This is a genomic window from Pseudoalteromonas sp. T1lg122, from assembly GCF_002964825.1.
Lineage (GTDB): Bacteria > Pseudomonadota > Gammaproteobacteria > Enterobacterales > Alteromonadaceae > Pseudoalteromonas > Pseudoalteromonas gelatinilytica.
In genome coordinates this window covers 13,310-33,253 of sequence record NZ_PQCG01000033.1, presented here as the reverse complement: position 1 = coordinate 33,253, position 19,944 = coordinate 13,310, and the positions used below count along the sequence as shown (strand labels likewise).

General features: G+C 42.3%; 21 protein-coding genes, 1 tRNA gene and 1 pseudogene. 14 read left to right on the top strand and 9 right to left on the bottom strand.

The window, feature by feature from the left end:
• The first annotated feature begins 2 nt into the window (after positions 1-2).
• The 3 genes and pseudogenes from C2M33_RS16530 (at position 3) to alr (ending at position 3,694) form a co-directional block, all read left to right on the top strand.
• Positions 3-943: pseudogene (locus C2M33_RS16530) on the top strand (DUF4097 family beta strand repeat-containing protein).
• A 292-nt stretch (positions 944-1,235) separates the two neighbouring features.
• A complete protein-coding gene (gene dnaB / locus C2M33_RS16525) occupies positions 1,236-2,615 on the top strand; it encodes a replicative DNA helicase (protein ID WP_063699817.1) in 1,380 nt (459 codons plus the stop codon).
• Positions 2,615-3,694, top strand: a complete 1,080-nt coding sequence (gene alr, locus C2M33_RS16520) for an alanine racemase (protein ID WP_105174937.1) — start codon at positions 2,615-2,617, stop codon at positions 3,692-3,694. Before dnaB ends, alr begins: the two co-directional genes overlap by 1 nt.
• Before the next feature lie 5 nt (positions 3,695-3,699).
• Here alr and C2M33_RS16515 read toward each other — a convergent pair whose 3' ends face one another.
• Positions 3,700-3,939 (bottom strand): DUF2960 domain-containing protein, encoded by a 240-nt coding sequence (locus tag C2M33_RS16515; RefSeq protein WP_054554201.1) that lies wholly within the window; start codon positions 3,937-3,939, stop codon positions 3,700-3,702.
• A gap of 115 nt (positions 3,940-4,054) precedes the next feature.
• Between C2M33_RS16515 and C2M33_RS16510 the strand changes: the two genes are divergently transcribed.
• From C2M33_RS16510 to C2M33_RS16500, 3 genes are read left to right on the top strand one after another with little or no spacing between them, the layout of a single operon-like run.
• The gene (locus C2M33_RS16510) at positions 4,055-4,312 is read left to right on the top strand and encodes a YkoF family thiamine/hydroxymethylpyrimidine-binding protein (RefSeq protein ID WP_054563401.1); all 258 of its coding nucleotides are present in this window, start codon (positions 4,055-4,057) and stop codon (positions 4,310-4,312) included.
• A 20-nt stretch (positions 4,313-4,332) separates the two neighbouring features.
• Positions 4,333-4,956: a nicotinamide riboside transporter PnuC gene (pnuC, locus tag C2M33_RS16505; RefSeq protein ID WP_058583797.1), complete on the top strand. Its 624-nt coding sequence runs from the start codon at positions 4,333-4,335 to the stop codon at positions 4,954-4,956.
• Positions 4,957-5,763, top strand: coding sequence for a phosphotransferase family protein (locus C2M33_RS16500; protein WP_105174936.1), 807 nt, complete (start codon positions 4,957-4,959; stop codon positions 5,761-5,763). It begins immediately after the preceding gene.
• Here the strand turns inward: C2M33_RS16500 and C2M33_RS16495 are convergent.
• Positions 5,760-5,942, bottom strand: coding sequence for a helix-turn-helix domain-containing protein (locus C2M33_RS16495; RefSeq protein WP_054563404.1), 183 nt, complete (start codon positions 5,940-5,942; stop codon positions 5,760-5,762). The two genes, C2M33_RS16500 and C2M33_RS16495, sit on opposite strands and share 4 nt — an antisense overlap.
• Before the next feature lie 220 nt (positions 5,943-6,162).
• Here C2M33_RS16495 and C2M33_RS16490 point away from each other — a divergent pair.
• Both C2M33_RS16490 and C2M33_RS16485 read left to right on the top strand, forming a co-directional pair.
• Positions 6,163-6,237 (top strand) — tRNA-Arg (locus C2M33_RS16490).
• A gap of 62 nt (positions 6,238-6,299) precedes the next feature.
• Positions 6,300-6,521 (top strand): Rho-binding antiterminator, encoded by a 222-nt coding sequence (locus C2M33_RS16485; RefSeq protein ID WP_105174935.1) that lies wholly within the window; start codon positions 6,300-6,302, stop codon positions 6,519-6,521.
• Here the strand turns inward: C2M33_RS16485 and zntB are convergent.
• Positions 6,516-7,487: a zinc transporter ZntB gene (gene zntB / locus C2M33_RS16480; protein ID WP_105174934.1), complete on the bottom strand. Its 972-nt coding sequence runs from the start codon at positions 7,485-7,487 to the stop codon at positions 6,516-6,518. The two genes, C2M33_RS16485 and zntB, sit on opposite strands and share 6 nt — an antisense overlap.
• A gap of 148 nt (positions 7,488-7,635) precedes the next feature.
• Here zntB and C2M33_RS16475 point away from each other — a divergent pair, with 148 nt between their 5' ends.
• The 3 genes from C2M33_RS16475 to C2M33_RS16465 are packed head-to-tail and all read left to right on the top strand — an operon-like array spanning position 7,636 to position 10,118.
• Positions 7,636-8,058, top strand: a complete 423-nt coding sequence (locus C2M33_RS16475; RefSeq protein WP_063699806.1) for an ATP-dependent zinc protease family protein — start codon at positions 7,636-7,638, stop codon at positions 8,056-8,058.
• 57 nt (positions 8,059-8,115) lie between these two features.
• Entirely contained in the window at positions 8,116-9,021 is a 906-nt protein-coding gene (gene rimK, locus C2M33_RS16470) for a 30S ribosomal protein S6--L-glutamate ligase (RefSeq protein WP_063699803.1), read from the top strand.
• A gap of 38 nt (positions 9,022-9,059) precedes the next feature.
• Positions 9,060-10,118 carry a succinylglutamate desuccinylase/aspartoacylase family protein gene (locus C2M33_RS16465; RefSeq protein ID WP_063699801.1) on the top strand — a complete coding sequence of 353 codons (1,059 nt, stop codon included), beginning with the start codon at positions 9,060-9,062 and terminating at the stop codon, positions 10,116-10,118.
• Positions 10,119-10,459: 341 nt separating this feature from the next.
• Here C2M33_RS16465 and C2M33_RS16455 read toward each other — a convergent pair whose 3' ends face one another.
• From C2M33_RS16455 to recQ, 4 genes are all read right to left on the bottom strand, one after another.
• Positions 10,460-11,020 carry a mechanosensitive ion channel domain-containing protein gene (locus tag C2M33_RS16455; protein ID WP_105174932.1) on the bottom strand — a complete coding sequence of 187 codons (561 nt, stop codon included), beginning with the start codon at positions 11,018-11,020 and terminating at the stop codon, positions 10,460-10,462.
• 64 nt (positions 11,021-11,084) lie between these two features.
• A complete protein-coding gene (locus C2M33_RS16450) occupies positions 11,085-12,743 on the bottom strand; it encodes a BamA/TamA family outer membrane protein (protein WP_105174931.1) in 1,659 nt (552 codons plus the stop codon).
• A gap of 124 nt (positions 12,744-12,867) precedes the next feature.
• Entirely contained in the window at positions 12,868-13,164 is a 297-nt protein-coding gene (locus tag C2M33_RS16445) for a DUF3630 family protein (protein ID WP_063699797.1), read from the bottom strand.
• 7 nt (positions 13,165-13,171) lie between these two features.
• Positions 13,172-14,995 carry a DNA helicase RecQ gene (gene recQ, locus C2M33_RS16440; RefSeq protein WP_063699795.1) on the bottom strand — a complete coding sequence of 608 codons (1,824 nt, stop codon included), beginning with the start codon at positions 14,993-14,995 and terminating at the stop codon, positions 13,172-13,174.
• A gap of 225 nt (positions 14,996-15,220) precedes the next feature.
• Here recQ and rarD point away from each other — a divergent pair, with 225 nt between their 5' ends.
• Entirely contained in the window at positions 15,221-16,144 is a 924-nt protein-coding gene (gene rarD, locus C2M33_RS16435) for an EamA family transporter RarD (protein ID WP_105174930.1), read from the top strand.
• A 2-nt stretch (positions 16,145-16,146) separates the two neighbouring features.
• Here the strand turns inward: rarD and C2M33_RS16430 are convergent, their stop codons facing one another.
• Both C2M33_RS16430 and C2M33_RS16425 read right to left on the bottom strand, forming a co-directional pair.
• Positions 16,147-17,382 carry a diguanylate cyclase gene (locus C2M33_RS16430; RefSeq protein WP_105174929.1) on the bottom strand — a complete coding sequence of 412 codons (1,236 nt, stop codon included), beginning with the start codon at positions 17,380-17,382 and terminating at the stop codon, positions 16,147-16,149.
• A 78-nt stretch (positions 17,383-17,460) separates the two neighbouring features.
• Entirely contained in the window at positions 17,461-17,835 is a 375-nt protein-coding gene (locus C2M33_RS16425) for a DUF413 domain-containing protein (RefSeq protein ID WP_063699788.1), read from the bottom strand.
• Between the two features lie 90 nt (positions 17,836-17,925).
• Here C2M33_RS16425 and C2M33_RS16420 point away from each other — a divergent pair, with 90 nt between their 5' ends.
• Positions 17,926-18,780 carry a LysR family transcriptional regulator gene (locus tag C2M33_RS16420; RefSeq protein ID WP_063699786.1) on the top strand — a complete coding sequence of 285 codons (855 nt, stop codon included), beginning with the start codon at positions 17,926-17,928 and terminating at the stop codon, positions 18,778-18,780.
• Positions 18,781-18,976: 196 nt separating this feature from the next.
• Positions 18,977-19,909, top strand: coding sequence for a porin (locus tag C2M33_RS16415; protein ID WP_063699784.1), 933 nt, complete (start codon positions 18,977-18,979; stop codon positions 19,907-19,909).
• Positions 19,910-19,944 lie beyond the last annotated feature (35 nt).

Here is a 19,944-nt window from a genome sequence, read left to right as displayed (position 1 = left end):
TTATGAAATTACTAGCCTTAACTTTAGGATTACTGCCACTGATGGCAATGGCAGGACAAACCATTAATGAACAAATTGATGTACCTGCAAATAAACGCATTTTTATTGAAAACCAACGTGGTGATGTACGCATTGAAGGGTGGGATAAACCACAACTTAAAATCGAAGGTGAGCTTGACGATAAAGCACAAGGCTATCGTTTAGAGGTTGAAGGCAGCCGTGTTGAATTTATCGTAAAAATGCCGCGTAACTTAGGTGGCTGGAATAGCGGTGATGGCTCTCGCTTAACCATTTATATGCCAAAAAGCAGTGAGCTTGAATTTGCTGGGGTGAATGTCACGGTTAGTGCCAAAGAGCTTGAGGCGGGCGCAGAGATCGATACCGTTAACGGTGATATCACAGTGCAAAATATTAGCGGCAACATGAGTTTTGAAACGGTCAATGGTGATGTGAATGCCCACGACCTGAACGGTGATATTCGCTTTGAAACAGTCATGGTGAAATTAACGATAAAAACTCGCAAGGTGCTTTACGTTTTACCGCGGTGAATGGAGACATTAAGTCAAAGACCAAAGCGCAAGATGTGCGTCTTGAAAACGTAAACGGTGATATCGACTTTGCTTTTGATGCAATTAAAAAACTGCGTATTAATACCGTTAACGGTGAAGCTGAAGTTCACATCAGTAAGCTGCTTGAAGATGCTAATATTCGTTTTGAATCAGTCAGTGGTGACGCCGAGTTTTACTTCCCAGCTGATGTATCGGCAAAGTTTGAAATTGAAGCTCATGCTAACGGCAAAATCGTTAATGAGCTAAGTGATGACAAAGCAACGAAGGCGAAATACGGCCCATCTAGCGACTTAGAATTTAGTATTAACGGTGGCGATGCTGATATCGAAATGGATACCATTAGCGGACGCATTGAACTTCGTAAACAGAAATAACGATTACAGTTCACTCAATTACAATATTTCACTCAATTACAATAAAGCGGGAAGACTTCCCGCTTATACCAATCGTGTTAAGTTGTTGGTCTTAAATAGCGACAGATAAATGAAGTGATAACAAGGCAGAAATTTTGACATGTAGTTACTCTACTTTAGACATTTCTAACGCAGTTAGCGCTTTATTTAGCACGCTAGAATGACCAAATATTTAAGTCGATTGGTATTAACTATTTGCACAGCCTTAGCAAGTCGATAGAATAGAGCCATTCAATTTAAGTTTTGTGAAGTTATGGCCAAACCAGATAAGCAAGTCGACACGTTAAAAGTTCCTCCCCATTCAATTGAAGCTGAGCAATCTGTTTTAGGTGGTTTAATGCTTGATAATCAAGCGTTTGACCGTGTTGCTGAGTTAGTGGTTGCACAGGATTTTTATACCCGCACCCACAAGCTAATTTTTGAAGCAATGGTGAGCCTTGCTGAAAGTGGCGATCCAATCGATTTGATCACTATTTCTGAGAGCTTAGAGAAAAACAATCAGTTAAGTAGTGTTGGTGGCTTTGCTTACCTTGCTGAAATTGCCAAGAACACGCCAAGTGCGGCGAACATTGATGCTTACGCGAATATCGTACGAGAGCGTGCTGTTATTCGTGAAATGATTGGTGTTGCGAACGAAATTGCAGAAGCGGGTTTTAGCCCAGAAGGGCGTACCAGCCATGACCTGCTCGACTTTGCCGAAAGTAAAGTATTCAAAATTGCTGAGCAGCGCAGTAAAAGCACTGAAGGTCCGCAAAGCTTACATAGTATCTTAGAAAAAACCGTTGATAAGATTGAAGAGCTTTACCAGTCGCCGCAAGATGGTGTGACCGGCGTAAGTACGGGTTATACCGATCTGGATAAAATGACGGCGGGTATGCAGCCTTCTGACCTTATCATTGTGGCGGCACGTCCATCGATGGGTAAAACGACCTTTGCGATGAACTTAGCCGAACACGCTGCGATGACCCAAGATAAGCCTGTACTCATTTACTCACTAGAGATGCCTTCAGAGCAAATCATGATGAGGATGCTGGCATCACTAGGTCGTATTAACCAAACTAAGGTGCGTACCGGTCAGCTTGATGATGATGATTGGGCACGTCTGTCGTCAACCATGGGCTTGTTGATGGAAAAAGGTAAAATGTATGTGGATGATGCATCAGGCCTAACACCAACGGATGTACGCTCGCGTGCACGTCGTATTGCCCGCGACCATGGCGGTATTAGTATGATCATGGTTGACTACTTGCAGTTAATGCGTGTACCAAGCTTATCAGATAACCGTACCTTAGAGATTGCTGAAATATCTCGTTCATTAAAAGCACTGGCAAAAGAGCTGCAGTGTCCGGTTATTGCACTATCGCAGCTTAACCGTACCCTAGAGCAACGTGCTGATAAACGCCCAATCAACTCCGACTTACGTGAATCAGGCTCAATCGAGCAGGATGCCGACTTAATCATGTTTATTTACCGTGATGAAGTGTATAACGAAGACAGTACAGAAAAAGGCGTGGCCGAAATCATCATCGGTAAACAGCGTAACGGTCCAATCGGTAAAGTACGCTTAACGTTCCAAGGTCAATTCTCGCGTTTTGATAACTACGCGGGCCCAGCGATAGACGACGAATACTAATGCGCTTAGCCATTGCCGAAATCAACCTACAAGCACTCGCTCATAATTTAGCGCAAGTGAAACGCTTTGCGCCTGGTTGTAAAGTTATGGCGGTGCTAAAAGCCAACGCCTATGGCCATGGCTTAGTAAAAATTGCCCAATACTTAAATGATGCCGACGCTTTTGCGGTTGCACGTATTGACGAAGCATTAGCACTGCGTGCTGGCGGACTGACAAAACCGATTGTGTTGCTTGAAGGCTTTTTTCATCAAGACGATTTACCGATCTTGCTTGCCAATAACTTTCAAACCATTATTCACGATGAAAATCAGCTGACAACGCTTGAAAACACAAGCCTTGATGCACCAATTGCATGCTGGTTAAAAGTGAATACGGGTATGCATCGACTGGGTATTGCTCCTTCGCAATTCGAGTCTTTCTACAATCGCTTAAAAGCAAGCCCAAATGCGCGTGATGACATTAAGTTAATGACGCATTTCTCGTGCGCCGACGACATCAATGATGAAAAGACAGCCCAGCAAATAGCCTTATTTGACTCACTAGCGAGTGACAAGACAGAGCAACATTGCCTTGCAAACTCTGCTGGCATTATTGCCTGGCCAAAAGGTCATGGTGAGTGGGTGCGCCCAGGATTGATGCTGTATGGTGTATCGCCTATGCTCAACGGTGTTGGTCAACAACATGGCTTAGAACCTGTTATGCGTTTAAAAACGCGTGTTATCGCAATACGCGATGTCGATGCTGAACAGTGTGTTGGCTATGGTGGGCGTTGGCATAGCGATAAACCGACTAAGCTTGCAGTGGTTGCGATGGGCTATGGGGATGGTTATCCACGCCATGCCGAGCAGGGCACACCTGTGGTTATCAAATCACAACGCTATGGTATTGTTGGCAGTGTAGCGATGGATATGATCACGGTGGATATTGGTGATAACCGCGACAACATCAAGGTTGGTGACGAGGTGATCATGTGGGGGCCAGAGCTTCCCGTTGAAGAGATTGCCCAGTGCGCAACAACCATTCCGTACGAGTTACTGTGTAATATCACCCCACGCGTAAGTTACGAGTATCAAGAGTAACTTTGTTACTCTTTAATAAAATACACGTCACTGAATCCCATTCGTGCGAATTCTTGATCACGAAAGTTACGTACTGCCGCAGAGCCTTTTGAAGTCATTTCGACTTGCTGTTCCATCTTTAAATAATTCGTTAAATCAATGCCTTCAGCCGCTGCGATTGCATGGTACATATCGCGGTATTTATCTTTTGCAAAATTGATTTCGCGAGGCTGGTTTTTAAATTTGTAAGTGATGCGGCGTGCCATAATGAATCCTCAATGTTTATCGGGGCTGATTTTACACTAAAAAATAGTCATAGCCATGACTTGTTAGTACAAGCGGGTTACAATGCAATACTTTTCAAAGACTCGGTAACTCATAATGAAACTTTCAGTAGAGATCAGTAAGTACCCACTACATCAAGACTACATTCCGTTTATCAAGGGCTTTATTGACCGTGTAAACAGTTACGAAGGGCTTAAAGTGATCACCAATACCTTATCTACTCAGATTTTTGGTGACTATGATTTAGTGATGTCTGTACTTAATACTGAAATCAAACGTTCTTATGAAGAGTTTGGTAAAGCTATTTTTGTCTGTAAATTCTTACATGGTGACTTGTCGCCTAGCGAAGACTAAACCCTAAAGTAGCGCGTGTTATGGAATTTTTGAGCGAAACCTTCTCAGGCTTTACTGCCATGTCGCATTGGGAATATATTGCCGTTGCCTTATCGATGGCGTATTTATTGTTAGCGATTAAAGAAAGCTTATGGTGTTGGCCTGCCGCGTTTGTGAGCACCTTTATTTATACCGTAATGTACTGGAATGGCGCACTGTTGATGGAGTCGCTCCTTAATTTTTACTACATGTATATGGCGGTATATGGTTGGGTGGTTTGGCGCAGGGGAATGAACAATAAAGATCATCTGCCCATTATTTCATGGTCGTTAAAGCGTCATGCGGTGATTTTGCTTGCCACCTCACTGGCCTCAGTTGCCATTGGATTTGTGATGACCAATTACACTCACGCCGATTTTGCTTATTTAGATAGTTTTACCACCTGTTTTGCAGTGGTGACAACCTACCTTGTTGCCAAGAAGGTGCTGGAAAACTGGTTGTACTGGATTGTAATTGATGCAGCTTCTATGTATCTATACTTTGAAAAAGGGTATTACCCAACCTTAGTACTTTTCGTGTTTTACACCATTATGGCCGCGTGGGGCTTTAAAACTTGGTATGAAGAATACGAGCAGCATCAGGCTAAGCCGCTTGCACAGCTATAGATGAAGACAGAGCAACAAATTCACGCGCTCTTTACGCGCTTCAACTCACGTTTAGTTATTACTTCAATCAGCCCGCTGGTTGAGGGGCTAAGCAATGATAACTACCTAGTTAAAACAGCAAGCCAAGATTTTCTGGTTAAGCACTATCGCGACCACTGGCCGGCGATAGGCCTTGCAGCGCAAGCGCATTTTGCAAAGCAAAGCTGCTGCCCAGCCCCACTTTGGTTAGAGCAAGCAACCGATACGGCTATTTTCGAATACGTGGCAGGCAGTATTGCCAGCGGTGATTTTTGTAGTAGCTTATTGCCCGACTTAGTTAATTTACATCGTTATCCTGTGTTAACCGAGCCGATGGATATTGCCTACGAAATTAACTACTACCAGCAAACAGCGCGTTATCAGCAACATGCTGAGCTAATTAAGCAGTCTCTGGCTTATATTGCTTCAGCGCCTAAAGACATGGGTTTTTGTCATAATGATTTAGTGAAAGAAAATATCATTGTGAATGAGACGGGTATGTTTTTAATCGACTTTGAATATGCCAAAAGTAACGATGTTTACTTCGACTTAGCTGCGCTGGTGGTGAGCTTTGCGTTAAATGATGAGCAGCAACTAGTGTTGCTTGAACGCTATCAAGCATTAGTGTGCGAACATCACGAATTTAACTTATCAGTTGAAAAGCTCGCAGCGTTTCATGCGCTGTTTTTACTTTTATGTATTTGTTGGTACGAACAACGTGGTGCAATGGATAAAGTGGCGCCACTGCTTACACAGCTTAACCACTTTATAGAAAAAGTTAAAAATTAAAGACCGCCAATTCGTTCGGCAAGTTCTTTATATTTTTTTACGTCTTCTGGATCAAACAAAGGCTCACCTTTGTCATCTTGTGATTTCGAGATCAGTAAATGTTCGCGAGCGAGTCGTTTTACGCGTTCGACTTTTACACCTAAAAACTCCGCGACTTGCTCTGTAGACATTAAACTCATGATCAAATTCCCCTTACATGGCAATGACTGCCACCTTGTTATTAATTTTATTAAGTATACGTTAATACATTGGTTCTGCACTAATGTGAAGCATTTTAATGCAAATTGCTGAATTTGTGCGCATATAAAGGCCTCGACGCTAGCATTTAGTGCAAGATGCCATTATCATTGCCGGGTTGTCATGCTGATATCGCGAGTCAGTATTGATGACGACAAATGTGCTCTCGTGGTGAAATGGATATCACGTGGCCCTCCGGAGGCTAAGTTGCAGGTTCGATCCCTGCCGAGAGCGCCATTTGCTCTTCACGTTAATATCTTCTAAGCTCGATTTATTCCTTTAGCAATCTCAAAAAGCCAATGACTTATCAACCCATCGCCTGTGGTGACTACGATAAATACGAATTATGGTGCATGCATAACTCCTTTTTACGCATTTCCTTAGACTCTGGTGAACAGTTAGAAGGTAAGGCAGAGACCTTGAAGATACTGAACCCCGATGGTGAGCACCTGATTTTGGCAACAAAAAAAGGCGAACATGCCGTCCGCCTTGATTTAATTAAAAAGGTTGTCGAGTTATAGCCACTTCTTATTTTTAAAGTAAATGCCAATCCCAACGGTGAGCACCACCAAGAAAATAATAAATAAGCTAAATGCGTAAGGGCTTTCAGTGCCCGGAATACCGCCTACGTTTACACCTAGTAAGCCAGTTAAAAAGCCAAGTGGTAAAAACAGTGCAGCAACCACCGACATCACATACATGCGCTGGTTTAGTTGCTCAGACACTTGGCTAGTAATCGCTTGTTGAATAATTTGCGCGCGTTCAATTGAGCTATCTAGCTCTTCTAAGTAACGGATCAACATATTGGTTGTTTCGTTTAGGCGTGCTTTATCGTCTTCATCTAACCACTTATATTTATTGTTTAATAAAGTGATAAGGGCTTCTTTCTGTGGTCTTAAATAACGTTTTAATGCGATTGTTTGGCGGCGAATTTGCGCTAATGATTGATGATCAAAGCCTTTGTTTGGCTCGTCAATTTCATCTTCAAAACCATCGAGTGTGTCATCTAAACTGTCGATAACAGCTTGCATACGTGAGGTTAGGTTTTGTGCCAATTGGCATACTAATTCAGAGATTGAGCAAGGACCATTGCTGCCATCAAATGATTCAACAACATCCTGCACGGATAGCAAACGGCGCTTACGTGTTGTGATCAGAATGTTTTCATTGATGAATAAACGCAACGAGACCATGTCTTCAGGGCTTTGTGCTGGATTTAGGTTTACACCTCGTAAAAACAGCATGTTACCATTAGTGACCTTGGTCAGACGCGGACGTGTTTCATCGGCAATCAGAGATTCAAGCTCGTAATCAGTTAATAAGTTACTTTGCTCAAGCCATGCAACGGCTTCAGCTTGGCTGTAATCCATGTGCACCCAAAGTTTACCGTGCTCAGGTTGCCAATTTTGCAGCTCAGTACTATTTTCTATAGCACGTGCGCCGCCTTGTTCGTCTAAAATTAAGACATGAAGTAACCCATTGATCATATTGAACTCTCGTTTTACAAATAGTGCGATATAGTTGATTATAGTTTAGCCTACGTCAATTAAATCGATTTATCGAGGGGATAAATTATTTTCGTTGGTGTTTCTAGCTCTGTAGCGTATAAGACACTTTTTTAAAGAGGGCACATTAATGAGCGCAAAAATTATTGTTGGCTGGCGAGAATGGCTTGGCCTGCCTGAACTGGGAATAGAAAAAATCAAAGCAAAAGTTGATACTGGGGCAAGAACTTCATGCATTCATGCTTTTGACATTGAGGAATTTTCAGAAAATGGCGAAACATGGGTGAAATTTACTACCCATCCTCTGCAAGAAGATGTAGAAACAACGGTAGAGTGCCGTGCCAAAGTGGTTGAGCGTAAATACGTGACCAGTTCAAGCGGTCAGCGTGAACTTCGCTACTTTATCGAAACAAAATTAGTCGCAGGTGACCAAAGCTGGCCTGTAAGGGTAACTTTAAGTAACCGTTCAACAATGAAGTTTAGAATGTTGTTAGGGCGTACAGCAATGGAAAATCGCATAGTCGTTGACCCGGCTTTATCTCATTTATTATAGGAAAAAGACTTTCACACGTTGCTACGTGTGTGAGTTTATCAGTTAAGGTTTTTAACTATGAAACTTGGTATTTTATCTCGCAACCAAAATTTATATTCAACACGTCGCTTAATCGAAGCTGCAGAGCAACGTGGCCACGAAGTGAAAGTAATTGATGCACTTCGTTGTTATATGAACATCAACTCAGAGCAACCAGAAATTCACTACCGCGGTGAAAATTTAAAAGATTTTGATGCCATCGTACCGCGCATCGGTTCGTCGGTGACTTTCTATGGCTGTGCGGTTTTACGTCAGTTTGAAATGATGGGTGTATTCCCAGTGAATGAATCGGTCGCTATTAGCCGCTCTCGTGACAAGTTACGTTCATTACAATTATTGTCACGTAAAGGCGTAGGTATGCCAGTGACAGGCTTTGCGAGTAAGCCTGATGACGTTAAAGACTTATTAAGCATGGTAGGCGGCACGCCAGTCGTTATTAAACTACTTGAAGGTACGCAAGGTATCGGTGTGGTATTAGCGGAAACACGTAAAGCAGCAGAAAGCGTAATTGAAGCGTTTATGGGTTTAAAAGCGAATATCATGGTGCAAGAGTACATCAAAGAAGCCGGTGGTGCAGACATTCGTTGTTTCGTTTTAGGTGACAAAGTAATTGCTGCTATGAAGCGTCAAGCGCAAGAAGGTGAATTCCGCTCTAACTTACACCGTGGTGGTAGCGCGACGTTGGTTCGTATTACTCCTGAAGAAAGAAGAACGGCGGTTGCAGCTGCTAAAGCAATGGGCTTAAACGTGGCAGGTGTTGATTTACTTCGCTCTGCACGTGGTCCATTGGTGATGGAAGTTAACTCATCACCAGGCCTAGAAGGTATTGAAGTGGCAACTGGTAAAGATATTGCTGGCATGATCGTTGAGTTTATTGAAAAAACAGCGGCATCAAAAAGAACAGCAACGCGTGGTAAAGGCTAGGCCTTTTGGTATAAGCGCTCTATTAAAAGGAACAGTGCGTGGCTAAGGTTAAGAAAAATACATCGTTTTCAATTTTAGGTGATACGGTGGGAGTTGGTGAACGTAAGACATTTGCGATTGAAGCTGCCAAGCTTTATACCCACTCGCCGTTGAATATTCCTATTGAAGTGGTAAATGGTGTGCAGCAAGGACCTGTATTAATGGTGTGTGCTGCAATTCATGGTGACGAGCTCAATGGTGTTGAGGTTGTTAGGCAATTGCTGGCTAAAATCGAGCCAGAGCAATTGCGCGGTACTATTATTGCGGTGCCGATTGTGAATGTGTTTGGTTTTATTCATAAGTCACGCTACTTACCTGACCGACGTGATATGAACCGTAGTTTTCCGGGTTCAACCCGTGGTTCATTAGCTGGGCGTATGGCCAATGCCTTTTTCTCGCAAGTTGCAGTGCATTGTACGCACATTATTGATTTACACACTGGTGCAATTCACCGTACGAACTTGCCGCAAATTCGTGCTAATTTGAGCGACCCTGCAACAGCAGCCATGGCGAAAGCGTTTGGTACTCCAGCGGTGATTGATGCGTCACTTCGTAATGGTTCATTACGCAGTGAAGCGGCTAACTTAGGTATTCCAGTGATTACTTATGAAGCGGGTGAAGCGCTTCGCTTTGACCCAATTGCGATTGCTGCAGGTGTGCAAGGTGTTGATTATGTCATGCGTCATTTAAAAATGGTGCGTGGTAAGCGCGCTAAGAAACTGCCAGAGCCAGTGATTGCAAGCTCGACGAGCTGGATACGTGCCGAAGTTGACGGCATTGTTCGTGCACAAGTATCACTGGGTGAGCGAGTGATGAAAGGGCAGGTTTTAGCGTATATTAGCAGCCCGCTTGGCGATGCTGAGCTTGAACTACTCGCGCCGCGCAGTGGTATTGTGATTGGTCAACAAACCATGCCGCTTGTAAACGAGGGGGATGCTGTATTCCATCTTGCTTACTTTGCTCATGCAAATAGTATTGTAGAGCAGCAACTTGAAAACTTTATTGATGAAATAAGCGATATTGAAGACGAGTTAAAAACCGCAGATTTAAATAACTAGTACCATCTTGTGTTATTAAAAAAGCCAAACTATCTGTTTGGCTTTTTTGTATCCGCTCCTCCTGATCTATTACTTGACCTTAGAGTAAGTACAAGGTTTATAGTTCTTTTACTTACTTAATAGTTGTCGATTAACGAACAGATCAAAGATGAAAATATTTCTATTTTACACAGGTTTATTAACGCTTGTTATTTCACTTACGCACGGCTTTTTTACAGAGCAAAGTGTTGTTCACATTGTGTTATTTCACCCTTTAGTCATTTTATTTAGTTTTATATTAATCGCCTATGGGAGCAGAAAAAAACACCCTTTTAACTGCTCTTTGCGTTAATTTTAAGCGGCTATTTTTTTGGACCTAAAATGCGCTTTATGGTTGGCGCTTTAGTCGCTGTTGGTGGGTTCTTTAACACCATTACAGGGCGGGTAACAAAGATGTTGTTTGGGTAAATGACCTTGTGGCCATCAACATGCTCAAGCACGACGTTCATCAAGCCCATTTCTATAATGCGGCCTTCTAAGAAGTTTGCACCGTCAATTACTCTCACCCAAAAACCAACGCGACAATCGTTTTGAATAAACATTAGCAAGAAGGCTGTTAGGTTACTTAGCAACGACCAAGCAGCAAAAAGCGCGACACCCAGCATAGCAAAAATGGACGATCCAAGTACTAATAATCCTCGTAGCTCAATACCCCAAAAAACCAGCACTAAACACAGCATAACAATGGCAAGAATGATATTGAGTAACAGCTCAGCGCGGTATTCACGATGTGGATCCGCTTTGCCTTTAATTGCTTTTAACAGCAGTTTTTTGGTGGTTTTACGAAGCAGCGGGTAAAGCAAAATCGCGATAATAGTCACGATTAAGTGGTATTGCTCGTTAAAGAATTCGACGAAGTCCAAAAGGGTTCCTAAGTTAATATTTTATGTTTTGATTTTAGCTTTTTAGCTTAACAATAACACCACTTTAAAAGGTATTTTTAACCGTTACTAGCCATTGCACTGAGTCTATGTCGTCATCTTGTTTATTAATGGGTGCGGCAATATCTAGGTGAATAACCGTACCGGCATTGGCGCGGCTTGGCGCTAAGCGAAGGCCTACACCCACATTTTGTAGTACGTTACCATTGGCGCCATTATCTTTGTCGTTATACCAAGCTCTACCAATATCATAAAACGCGGCCCCACCGACTTTAAACAATTGCAGTAAGTCATATTCCCAGTAGTAGCGTTTCTCTAAAGTCACTAAAAAGCTACGGTCGCCTACTTGATAGTCAAGCGGGTAACCACGTAGACCATTCTCACCACCAATAGTGAGTTGTTTATCAGCAGTGAGATTTTCAGCATACTCAAGACGTACTTTAGCGTACCAGCTTTGTCTTAGTGTGGTATTGAGATAATACTGTAGCTGTGTGCTGGCAAATAGGTTTTCGACATCATCGATTTCTTCATTCCAGTAGCCATCAAGGTCTGCCTTAAAGCGCCATAACTGGTTATCCCCCGAGTAATGTGCTTTTGATAAAGATAACGAATAAATAGTACGGCTGGCATCGTCACTAAAATCTTTGCTTGAATAACCGAGTAAGGCATGGATATTCCAACCCAGGTTTAAATCTTCTGTACGGTAGATGCTATCAAAGTTTCTGACTTTAACGTAATGATCCTCAAACCACTGGCCACTAACATAAGGGTAACTTAGCGTTCTATCTTCAGCGATGGGGAAGCGCGTAAATGGTGTCTCTTTAAAGGTTTCTTCGCGGTTTTCGATGCCAAGCTTAATACGCTGGGTCCAATTATTACCAAGTTGTGATGAGTGACCAAAGTAAGCACGGTTTAATAAGGTTTTTTGCTCAAACTCGCTAACTACATCGCCGCGATAGTAAAGTGATTCTCGGCGCTGATCTGAGTAACTCGTTGCGCCATAACTGTAGGGCGTATCAATCGAGAAAAATGGGTAGCTCACATCAATATAATGACGTTTGCCATCGTCGTTGTCTGAATATTCTAAGCGGCCTTGATAGCGGCTAGAGAATATATGCGGGTCATCATACACAAACAGGTAACCTGTGCGGTCTGCATCTCGAGTACGGGTAAACGATACCCGTTTACCCCAGCCTAAAAAGTTAGATTCTCGAAAGCCAATGCTCGACTCATTCTTACCACCACTGCGGCTAAAGCTTATTTCAGGTAATAAAGTCCACAAATCGCGCGTAATGACTTTTACATGTACGTTGCCGTCACAATCAAGCTTTGCGTTGATACGCGCATCATATAAGTAGCCTTGTTTACGCAGTAATCGCTCTGACTCTAGCAATTTACGTGGATTGTAAACATCACCTTCTTCGAACAATAAAACGCTGTGTATTACCTCTGGTTCAGTGGTCATATGAGCGCGATTGGCAAAGCGGAATAAAAAATTATTTTCTTCTTCAAGCTCAGTGTTAAATACGTTCAGCTGTTCAAGTTCAATAGAGGCTATTTTGCGATTATTAGCGGCATCGGGTAGGGGATTATCGGCATCGAGCTGTCGGCGTAGGTTATTATCTTGTGATTTAAGCGTACGTTGGTTTTGACAATAATTACTATCGTCAGTAAACAACTGCTCTGCATGAACATTAGCTGCCATGCAGACTGGCAACAATGTTATTAACCTTGCAACAAAGTGCGACTGCTTAAATCCCATTTACACCCTTAGTTGAGTATGTCCTATGCAACTACTACATACTAAGCGTGGAAGAAAGTCTAGCTTATTATTGTAATTGCGCGACCAAATATTGTTGAAGTTGCGGTAATGCAGCACTGGCTTCGATGCCCTCAGCATTAATCCAAATACTTTCACTGTAATGTTCAAAGTTTAGATTAAAACTATGATCTGTAAAGTGAAAGCGTAATTGGTGGCGATCAGCACCGGCATCAAAGTCGGCCGTAGTTATGGCTGGAGCGTGTAAGAAAAGCGTCGCCCAAAGCTCAAAGTCTTCGTCGTGTGGAAGCTCGCTTGGTATAACAAGGATGATCGCATGTTCGGCATCATATTTGAGTTCAGTCATAGCAGTCCTAATTAGCGGCTAAGTAGTCGCGAATGGCGTTTAAAAACGGCGCGCCGTACTTGTTAAGTTTGGTAAAGCCAACACCCGACACTTTTAAAAACTCACTGTCGTTGGTTGGCATGAGCTGCGCCATTTCAGCAAGGGTTTTATCATTGAATACCACATAAGGTGGTACATCATCGGCATCGGCCAGTTCTTTACGTAAGGCACGTAATTTCGCAAACAGCTTTTTATCGTAATTAAACTGAGCGAGTTTATCTTGGTAAACGTGCTTAGCTTGTAAGCGAGGCTCAGCAAGCTGCAGTGCATATTCACTTTTAAGTACCGCTCGGGCGGCTTCGGTTAAGCGTAATGATGAACCTTGGGTAATATCTTGGCTCAATAATCCTTGATGGATAAGCTGCCTTAAAATACTTAGCCAGAATTCCACACTGTGCTCTTTACCTATGCCATAGGTGCTGAGCTGGTGGTGATTGTTATCACGAATACGGCTCGTGTTTGCGCCGCGCAGTAACTCAACAATATAACCAATCCCAAAACGTTGCTCAGCACGATACACACACGACAAGGCTTGTTGTGCGACAAGCGTGCCATCAAAGCTGGTGGGTGGGTTTAAGCAAATATCACAGTTACCACAGGTTTCGCGCTTATATTCACTAAAATAATTGAGCAAGATTTGTCTGCGGCATGTTTGTGCTTCGGCGAAGCTTGCCATGGCATTAAAGCGCTGTTCTTCAACACGACGACGTTGCTCGTCTTCAATGTCTTCAAAAAAGCGGCGTACGCGGCCTATGTCTGCTGGATCAAAATACATAATCGCTTCAGCTGCCAAGCCATCACGACCAGCACGGCCGGTTTCTTGGTAATAGGCTTCGATACTTTTTGGAATATCGTAATGCACCACAAAACGTACGTTTGGTTTATTAATTCCCATGCCAAAGGCCACAGTCGCAACCACAATTTGAATATCGTCACGGGCAAAGCCTGTTTGCACAAACTGTCGTTGTTCATTACTCATACCCGCATGGTAGGCGGCAGCATTGAACCCTGCGTCAGCAAGTTTTTCAGCGACATCATCAACCCGTTTACGGCTGGTGCAATAGATAATACCACTTTGATTTTGCTGTTCTTTTAAATAACGAAGTAGCTGCACCATAGGTTTAAATTTTTCTTCGATGGTGTAACGAATGTTCGGTCTATCGAAGCTGCCAGTGTGCACGTAAGGATGGTTAAGCTGTAGCTGCTCAATTATATCGTAACGAGTTGCTTTATCTGCTGTTGCTGTGAGTGCCATCATAGGCACATGCATAAAGCGTTGCTTTAACTCGTTGAGTCGACAGTAATGTGGCCTAAAGTCATGACCCCAATGCGACACACAGTGGGCTTCATCAATCGCAAAAAGTGCGAGCTTAAGGTGGCTCAAGCGCTCTAAAAATTCGTGTTGCAGTACTTTTTCTGGTGCTACATATAACAGCTTTATTTGCCCATAATGCAATTGCTGATAGACAGCTTGTTGCTCTTCAAAAGGCAGGCTGTTATTGATGTACGCCGCTTGTACACCGAGTGCTCTTAGTTGAGCAACTTGGTCTTGCATTAAAGAAATAAGCGGCGAGATAACCACAGTTACACCATCGAGGATCAAAGCGGGTACTTGATAGCATAATGATTTGCCTCCACCGGTTGGTAGAAGAACAAGCGAGTCTTGTCCGTCTAGCGCAGCGGCTATAATCGCTTCTTGGCCATCACGAAAATCCTTGTAACCAAACACTTGTTTGAGTACAGCTTGTGGTGATCGAATGGGTGTGTTGGACGTTGCGGTATTGGTATTCATCGCCGAACATTTTAGTGGTTTTTTATAGCGATGTCTTTAGCAATATACACAAACGACCTCAAGATGCAGAATTCAGCGTTTCACAGGTGCTTAATATCAAGGCGTTAGTTTGCAACAATGGCAGTCCCTTTTAAGAAGTAAATACATGGGTTTATTTAGCGGGTTTTGGTTGCGTCACTGCAGAGGGGGCGTAAAATAGCGTTTTTAAACTATAAAGCCAAACTTATGCCTACCAACATTGAGCAGCGAAAAGGCGTTATTTTCGCGTGTTTAGCCTTTTTTATGTGGGGTCTTGCACCCATCTACTTTAAGCTTTTACAGCAGATATCTGCGTTTGAAATCTTAATGCACCGTGTTATTTGGTCGGTGTTATTTTTACTTCTTATTATTGCTGCTCGTCATCAATGGCAACGTATTCGAGTCGTGCTTGGGCAACCCAAATTGTTACTGATGCTGGTGATCACAGCAAGCTTACTCGGCTTTAATTGGGGCTTATTTATTTGGGCAGTGAACAATAATCACATGCTCGATGCTAGTTTAGGGTATTACATCAACCCACTACTAAACGTGTTACTTGGTATGTTGTTTTTAGGTGAGCGACTGCGTAAATGGCAAGGCGTTGCGGTTGGTCTAGCGCTTTGTGGTGTGTTGCTACAGCTAGTGAGCTTTGGTTCATTCCCTGTGGTTGCTTTCTCATTAGCAGGATCGTTTGCTATTTATGGGTTACTACGTAAAAAGTTACCAATCGAATCATTGCCAGGGTTATTGCTTGAAGCACTTATTTTATTGCCCGTTGCGCTTATTTACTGGTGGTTGATGGCACCTTCTGCAAGCTCTGATCTAACCGCGAATGATTGGCATATTAACGTGTTACTCATTAGTGCTGGTGTGGTGACGACCTTACCGCTGTTATGTTTTACCGGTGCAGCAAAACGCCTTCAGTACAGTACATTAGGCTTTTTTCAGTACATTGGCCCAAGCTTAATGTTTATGCTTGCGGTGGCGTTTTACGGTGAGGTATTTGATGCTGAGCGTGTTGTTACGTTTGCGTGTATTTGGAGTGCTTTGGCATTATTCAGTTGGGATTCGTACCGTCAAAGTCGTAAGCAACGCAAAGCGAAATTAGAGGCGGTAACTAAGCCTGTATAGGCTTAGTTTACTAATTTGTTTCGACCTGACTCTTTTGCTTGATAAAGCTTTAAATCGGCCTGTTTTATTAGTTCATCTAAACTGTAAACAGGCCCATTATGAAAACCAATCGACAACGTAAACTTAATACGGTCTTTACTGAACTCAGGGCTGTGTTTTTCAACAAATAAGCGGAATTTTTCTAAACGCTGCAACGATTCATTGGCGTCTTGATCAGCAAAATACACGGCAAATTCTTCACCGCCAAAGCGGCCTACTAAGTTTTCTTCAAAATACTTTGCCATACATTGCGATAAGCCTTTAAGCACTTCATCACCGGCATCATGACCATAGTTATCATTAATCGATTTAAAGTAGTCAATATCAATCATGGCTAGCGAAACTGAGGTATTTGCCAATTTAGCGGCTTTTAACTGGCTGTTTGCTTCACCAAAGAAATAGCGGCGGTTGGGAAGTTTGGTAAGGTAATCCGTGTTAGCTTGTAAACGAATAGTCTTGATGTTTTCAAGCATGTCGACGTTTTGGCTAAGCCGACAATAAAACTCTTCATTGTTAAATGGCTTTCGAAGGTAATCGTCTGCGCCTGATTTTAAAAAACGTGTTGAAAGGTGCAAGGTATCGTAAGCCGAAATACCAATCACTGCTTTTTCATCGTTTGAGTATAAACGGCGAATTTCGACACACAGCTCATCACCATTCATATTTGGCATTTCATTGTCAGTGATGATCACCGAAATTTTGGGGTTTTCTGCTAGAACTTTTAAAGCATCAATACCATCAACGGCTTCGAGAGTTTGGTATTTGTGCCGAGTTAATAAGTTACATATATGATGGCGTGTTGCCGCTGAATCATCGACGACCAATACCAATATTTGCTCGTTACGAGGTAAGCGAGCGAGTTGCTTTTCTAAATATTGATAGGCTTGTTTATTTTCTTTGGTGATGTAGTCAATGATGGGGTGTTTTTCAACGATGTTGCGCGTTGTTTCGTCAAGGTTACCGGTCATTACGATGGTAGGAATGTCAGCTGCAATCGTGCAGGGCACTGCTTCACCGGTTGGTGCATCAGGAAGAATAAAGTCAACCACGGCGCAAAAATAGCTGTGCTTGCTAATTAGCTCTTTTGCTTCTGCTAAAGAACCTGCGATATCAGCTTCATAGCCAACTTTTTGCGCGATATGTTTTTGCACTCGCGCAATGGTTGGCGTATCTTCAATTATTAATATTCTTCGAGTCACAACGTGCCTTGTAATAACTTATTGGCGAAACAAAAGTTATTACCAGTTTTAACCCTAAAAGGGTAAAAAAGCAAATCGTTATAGGCTGTCTGACTCAGAATAATATTCAACACTTTGTGGTGTTGGGCTCGCGATACGTGAGCGTCCAAATAACGTGTGAAACTTGGTTTTACAGGTTGTTTGTTTTAGGTATTTGATCCAAGCTCGCTCTACTGCGTTTGTTGCTTCAAGGTTACCAGTAACAACTTGCACAAATTGAGTTTGAAATTCATTTTGTGGTTCTAGGGTTTTGTTGTATAAACCCTTTAATACAACACCATGCTGTTCGAGAATGTCGGCTTCTAGCAAAGTGAAGTGACCACTACGACCAAAACCGCGTGGGAAGTTTTGATCATCATAAAATTGACGTTGGCTTGCAAATGCCTGACGAAGTGATGAAATGTCATTGCTCATGGCTTTATCCTCATGCCCTATTTTCTTGCAGGAGTATGGATCAAGTTGCCGATTTTATTAAACAAGTTATTTTTATCGTAAGGGTAAAAAATGGATATCGATTTATTGAAGACTTTTGTCGAAGTGGTCCGTACTCGCCATTTCGGTAAAGCAGCTGAAAATTTATATATTACACAGTCTGCGGTGAGTTTTCGGATCCGACAATTAGAGCAAGGTTTAGGCGTTAACTTATTTATTCGTCAGCGTAACAACATTCAGTTAACGGCACCGGGTGAGCGACTTCTGCCGCACGCACAAATGATCATAACCGGTATGCAGCGGGCAAAAGTCGATGTAGCTCTTGCTGATAACATGCATAAGCAAATCAGTTTAGCAGGTACACCTAATATTTGGGATGCTTTTTTACAGTTTGGGATCACAAATATTGTTTCTGCTATGCCGGGTGTCTCTTTGGTCGCAGAAGTAAAAGCCCAACAAGAAAGCACCCGCTTATTATTGGAGCGTACATTAGACTTAGCGGTGCTATTCGATCCACCTAAAGTAGACGAATTAGTTGTTGAGCGAATTTGTGAGTTACCTATTATTCCGGTGAGTGCATTCGAAACAGCTAACAGTGATAACTTTTTTGATAATCAATATGTCTATGTTGATTGGGGCACATCATTTTCACTTTGGCATGCGCGTGAATTCAACGGCCACGCACCGCCTTATTTCAGAACCAGTACGGGTCGTATTGCGCTTGATTTAATTTTGAAGTGTGGCGGCAGTGCGTTCATTCCTCAGTTATTAGTAGAAGAGCAACTCAAAGCGGGTGACCTCTATCATGTTAAAGATGTAGCACATACCTCGCGAGACGTGTTTGTAGCGTACCACAGAGATAACGAACAAACGCCTTTATTAGAGAAGTTAGTAACGCTATTAACCGAACTGCAAATAAAAGCTTAAATTAAATTTAAACTAGCTTTCATAAAAATTTAATGCGGGAACAGTTAGTTACGTTTTTATTTCAAAATTAATTACAATTTATGAAGGTAAATTGACGTTTTTATTTCAATTGTCATCTTTCTGTCATTTTTCGCTGTCACACTGCGCGCATTGAAACACAACATGTGTTTTTTGTTGCGATTATTGAGGAAACGACATGAAATTTGCAAAGTCTAGCTTATTCCTAGCTTTATTTGGTGGTTTATCTTTTTCTGCATTAGCTGATGTAGATGTATATGGTAAAGCAAACGTGACTGTTCAATCATCAGATGATGGCGAAGGGTCTTTCACTGAAATTAAAAGCAATAACTCACGTTTTGGCTTAAAAGGTTCAGAAAAAATTTCTGAAGGCTTAGAAGCGGTTTATAAATTTGAGTTTGGTGTTGACGTATCTGACGCTGATTCAAAAGGCGACAACGAAGACAACATCACTGCACGTAACCAATATGTTGGTGTTAAAGGCAGCTTTGGTCAAGTTGTTATCGGTCGTAACGATACAGCTATGAAGCAATCTCAAGGTAAAGTTGATTTATTCAATGACCTTGAAGCGGATATCAAAAATGGTTTCAAAGGTGAAAACCGTTTAGGTAACACAATTTCTTATGCTTCTAACGATTTTAGCGGCTTCAAAGTACTAGCGACTTACGTAGCTGAAGACTCAGTTGATGCAGACAACGGTTACTCTGTAGCTGTAACTTACGGTGATGCTGGTCTTAAGAAAAGCAACATCTACGCATCAGTAGCAGCTGATAGCGAAGTTAAAGGCTACGACATTGTTCGTGCAACCGTACAAGGTAAACTAGGTGACTTTAAACTAGGCGCTATGTACCAAACACAAGAGAAAGTAGATGGTAGCGCAGAGGCCGATGGTTACTTAGTAAATGCTGCTTACCAAATGAATAGCAATACTTTCAAAGTACAGTATCAAGTAATCGACTTTGATGAAGGCGATAAGAAAACGGCTATTTCTGCAGGTGTTGACCACAAGCTTAGCAAAAACACTAAAGTATTTGGTTTCTACTCAACGTTTGATACAGACAATCAAGTTGACCAAGATTACCTAGGTGTTGGTATTGAATACAAGTTCTAATCCAACCCTTGGATAACTCCCTAACTTGTCAGCCC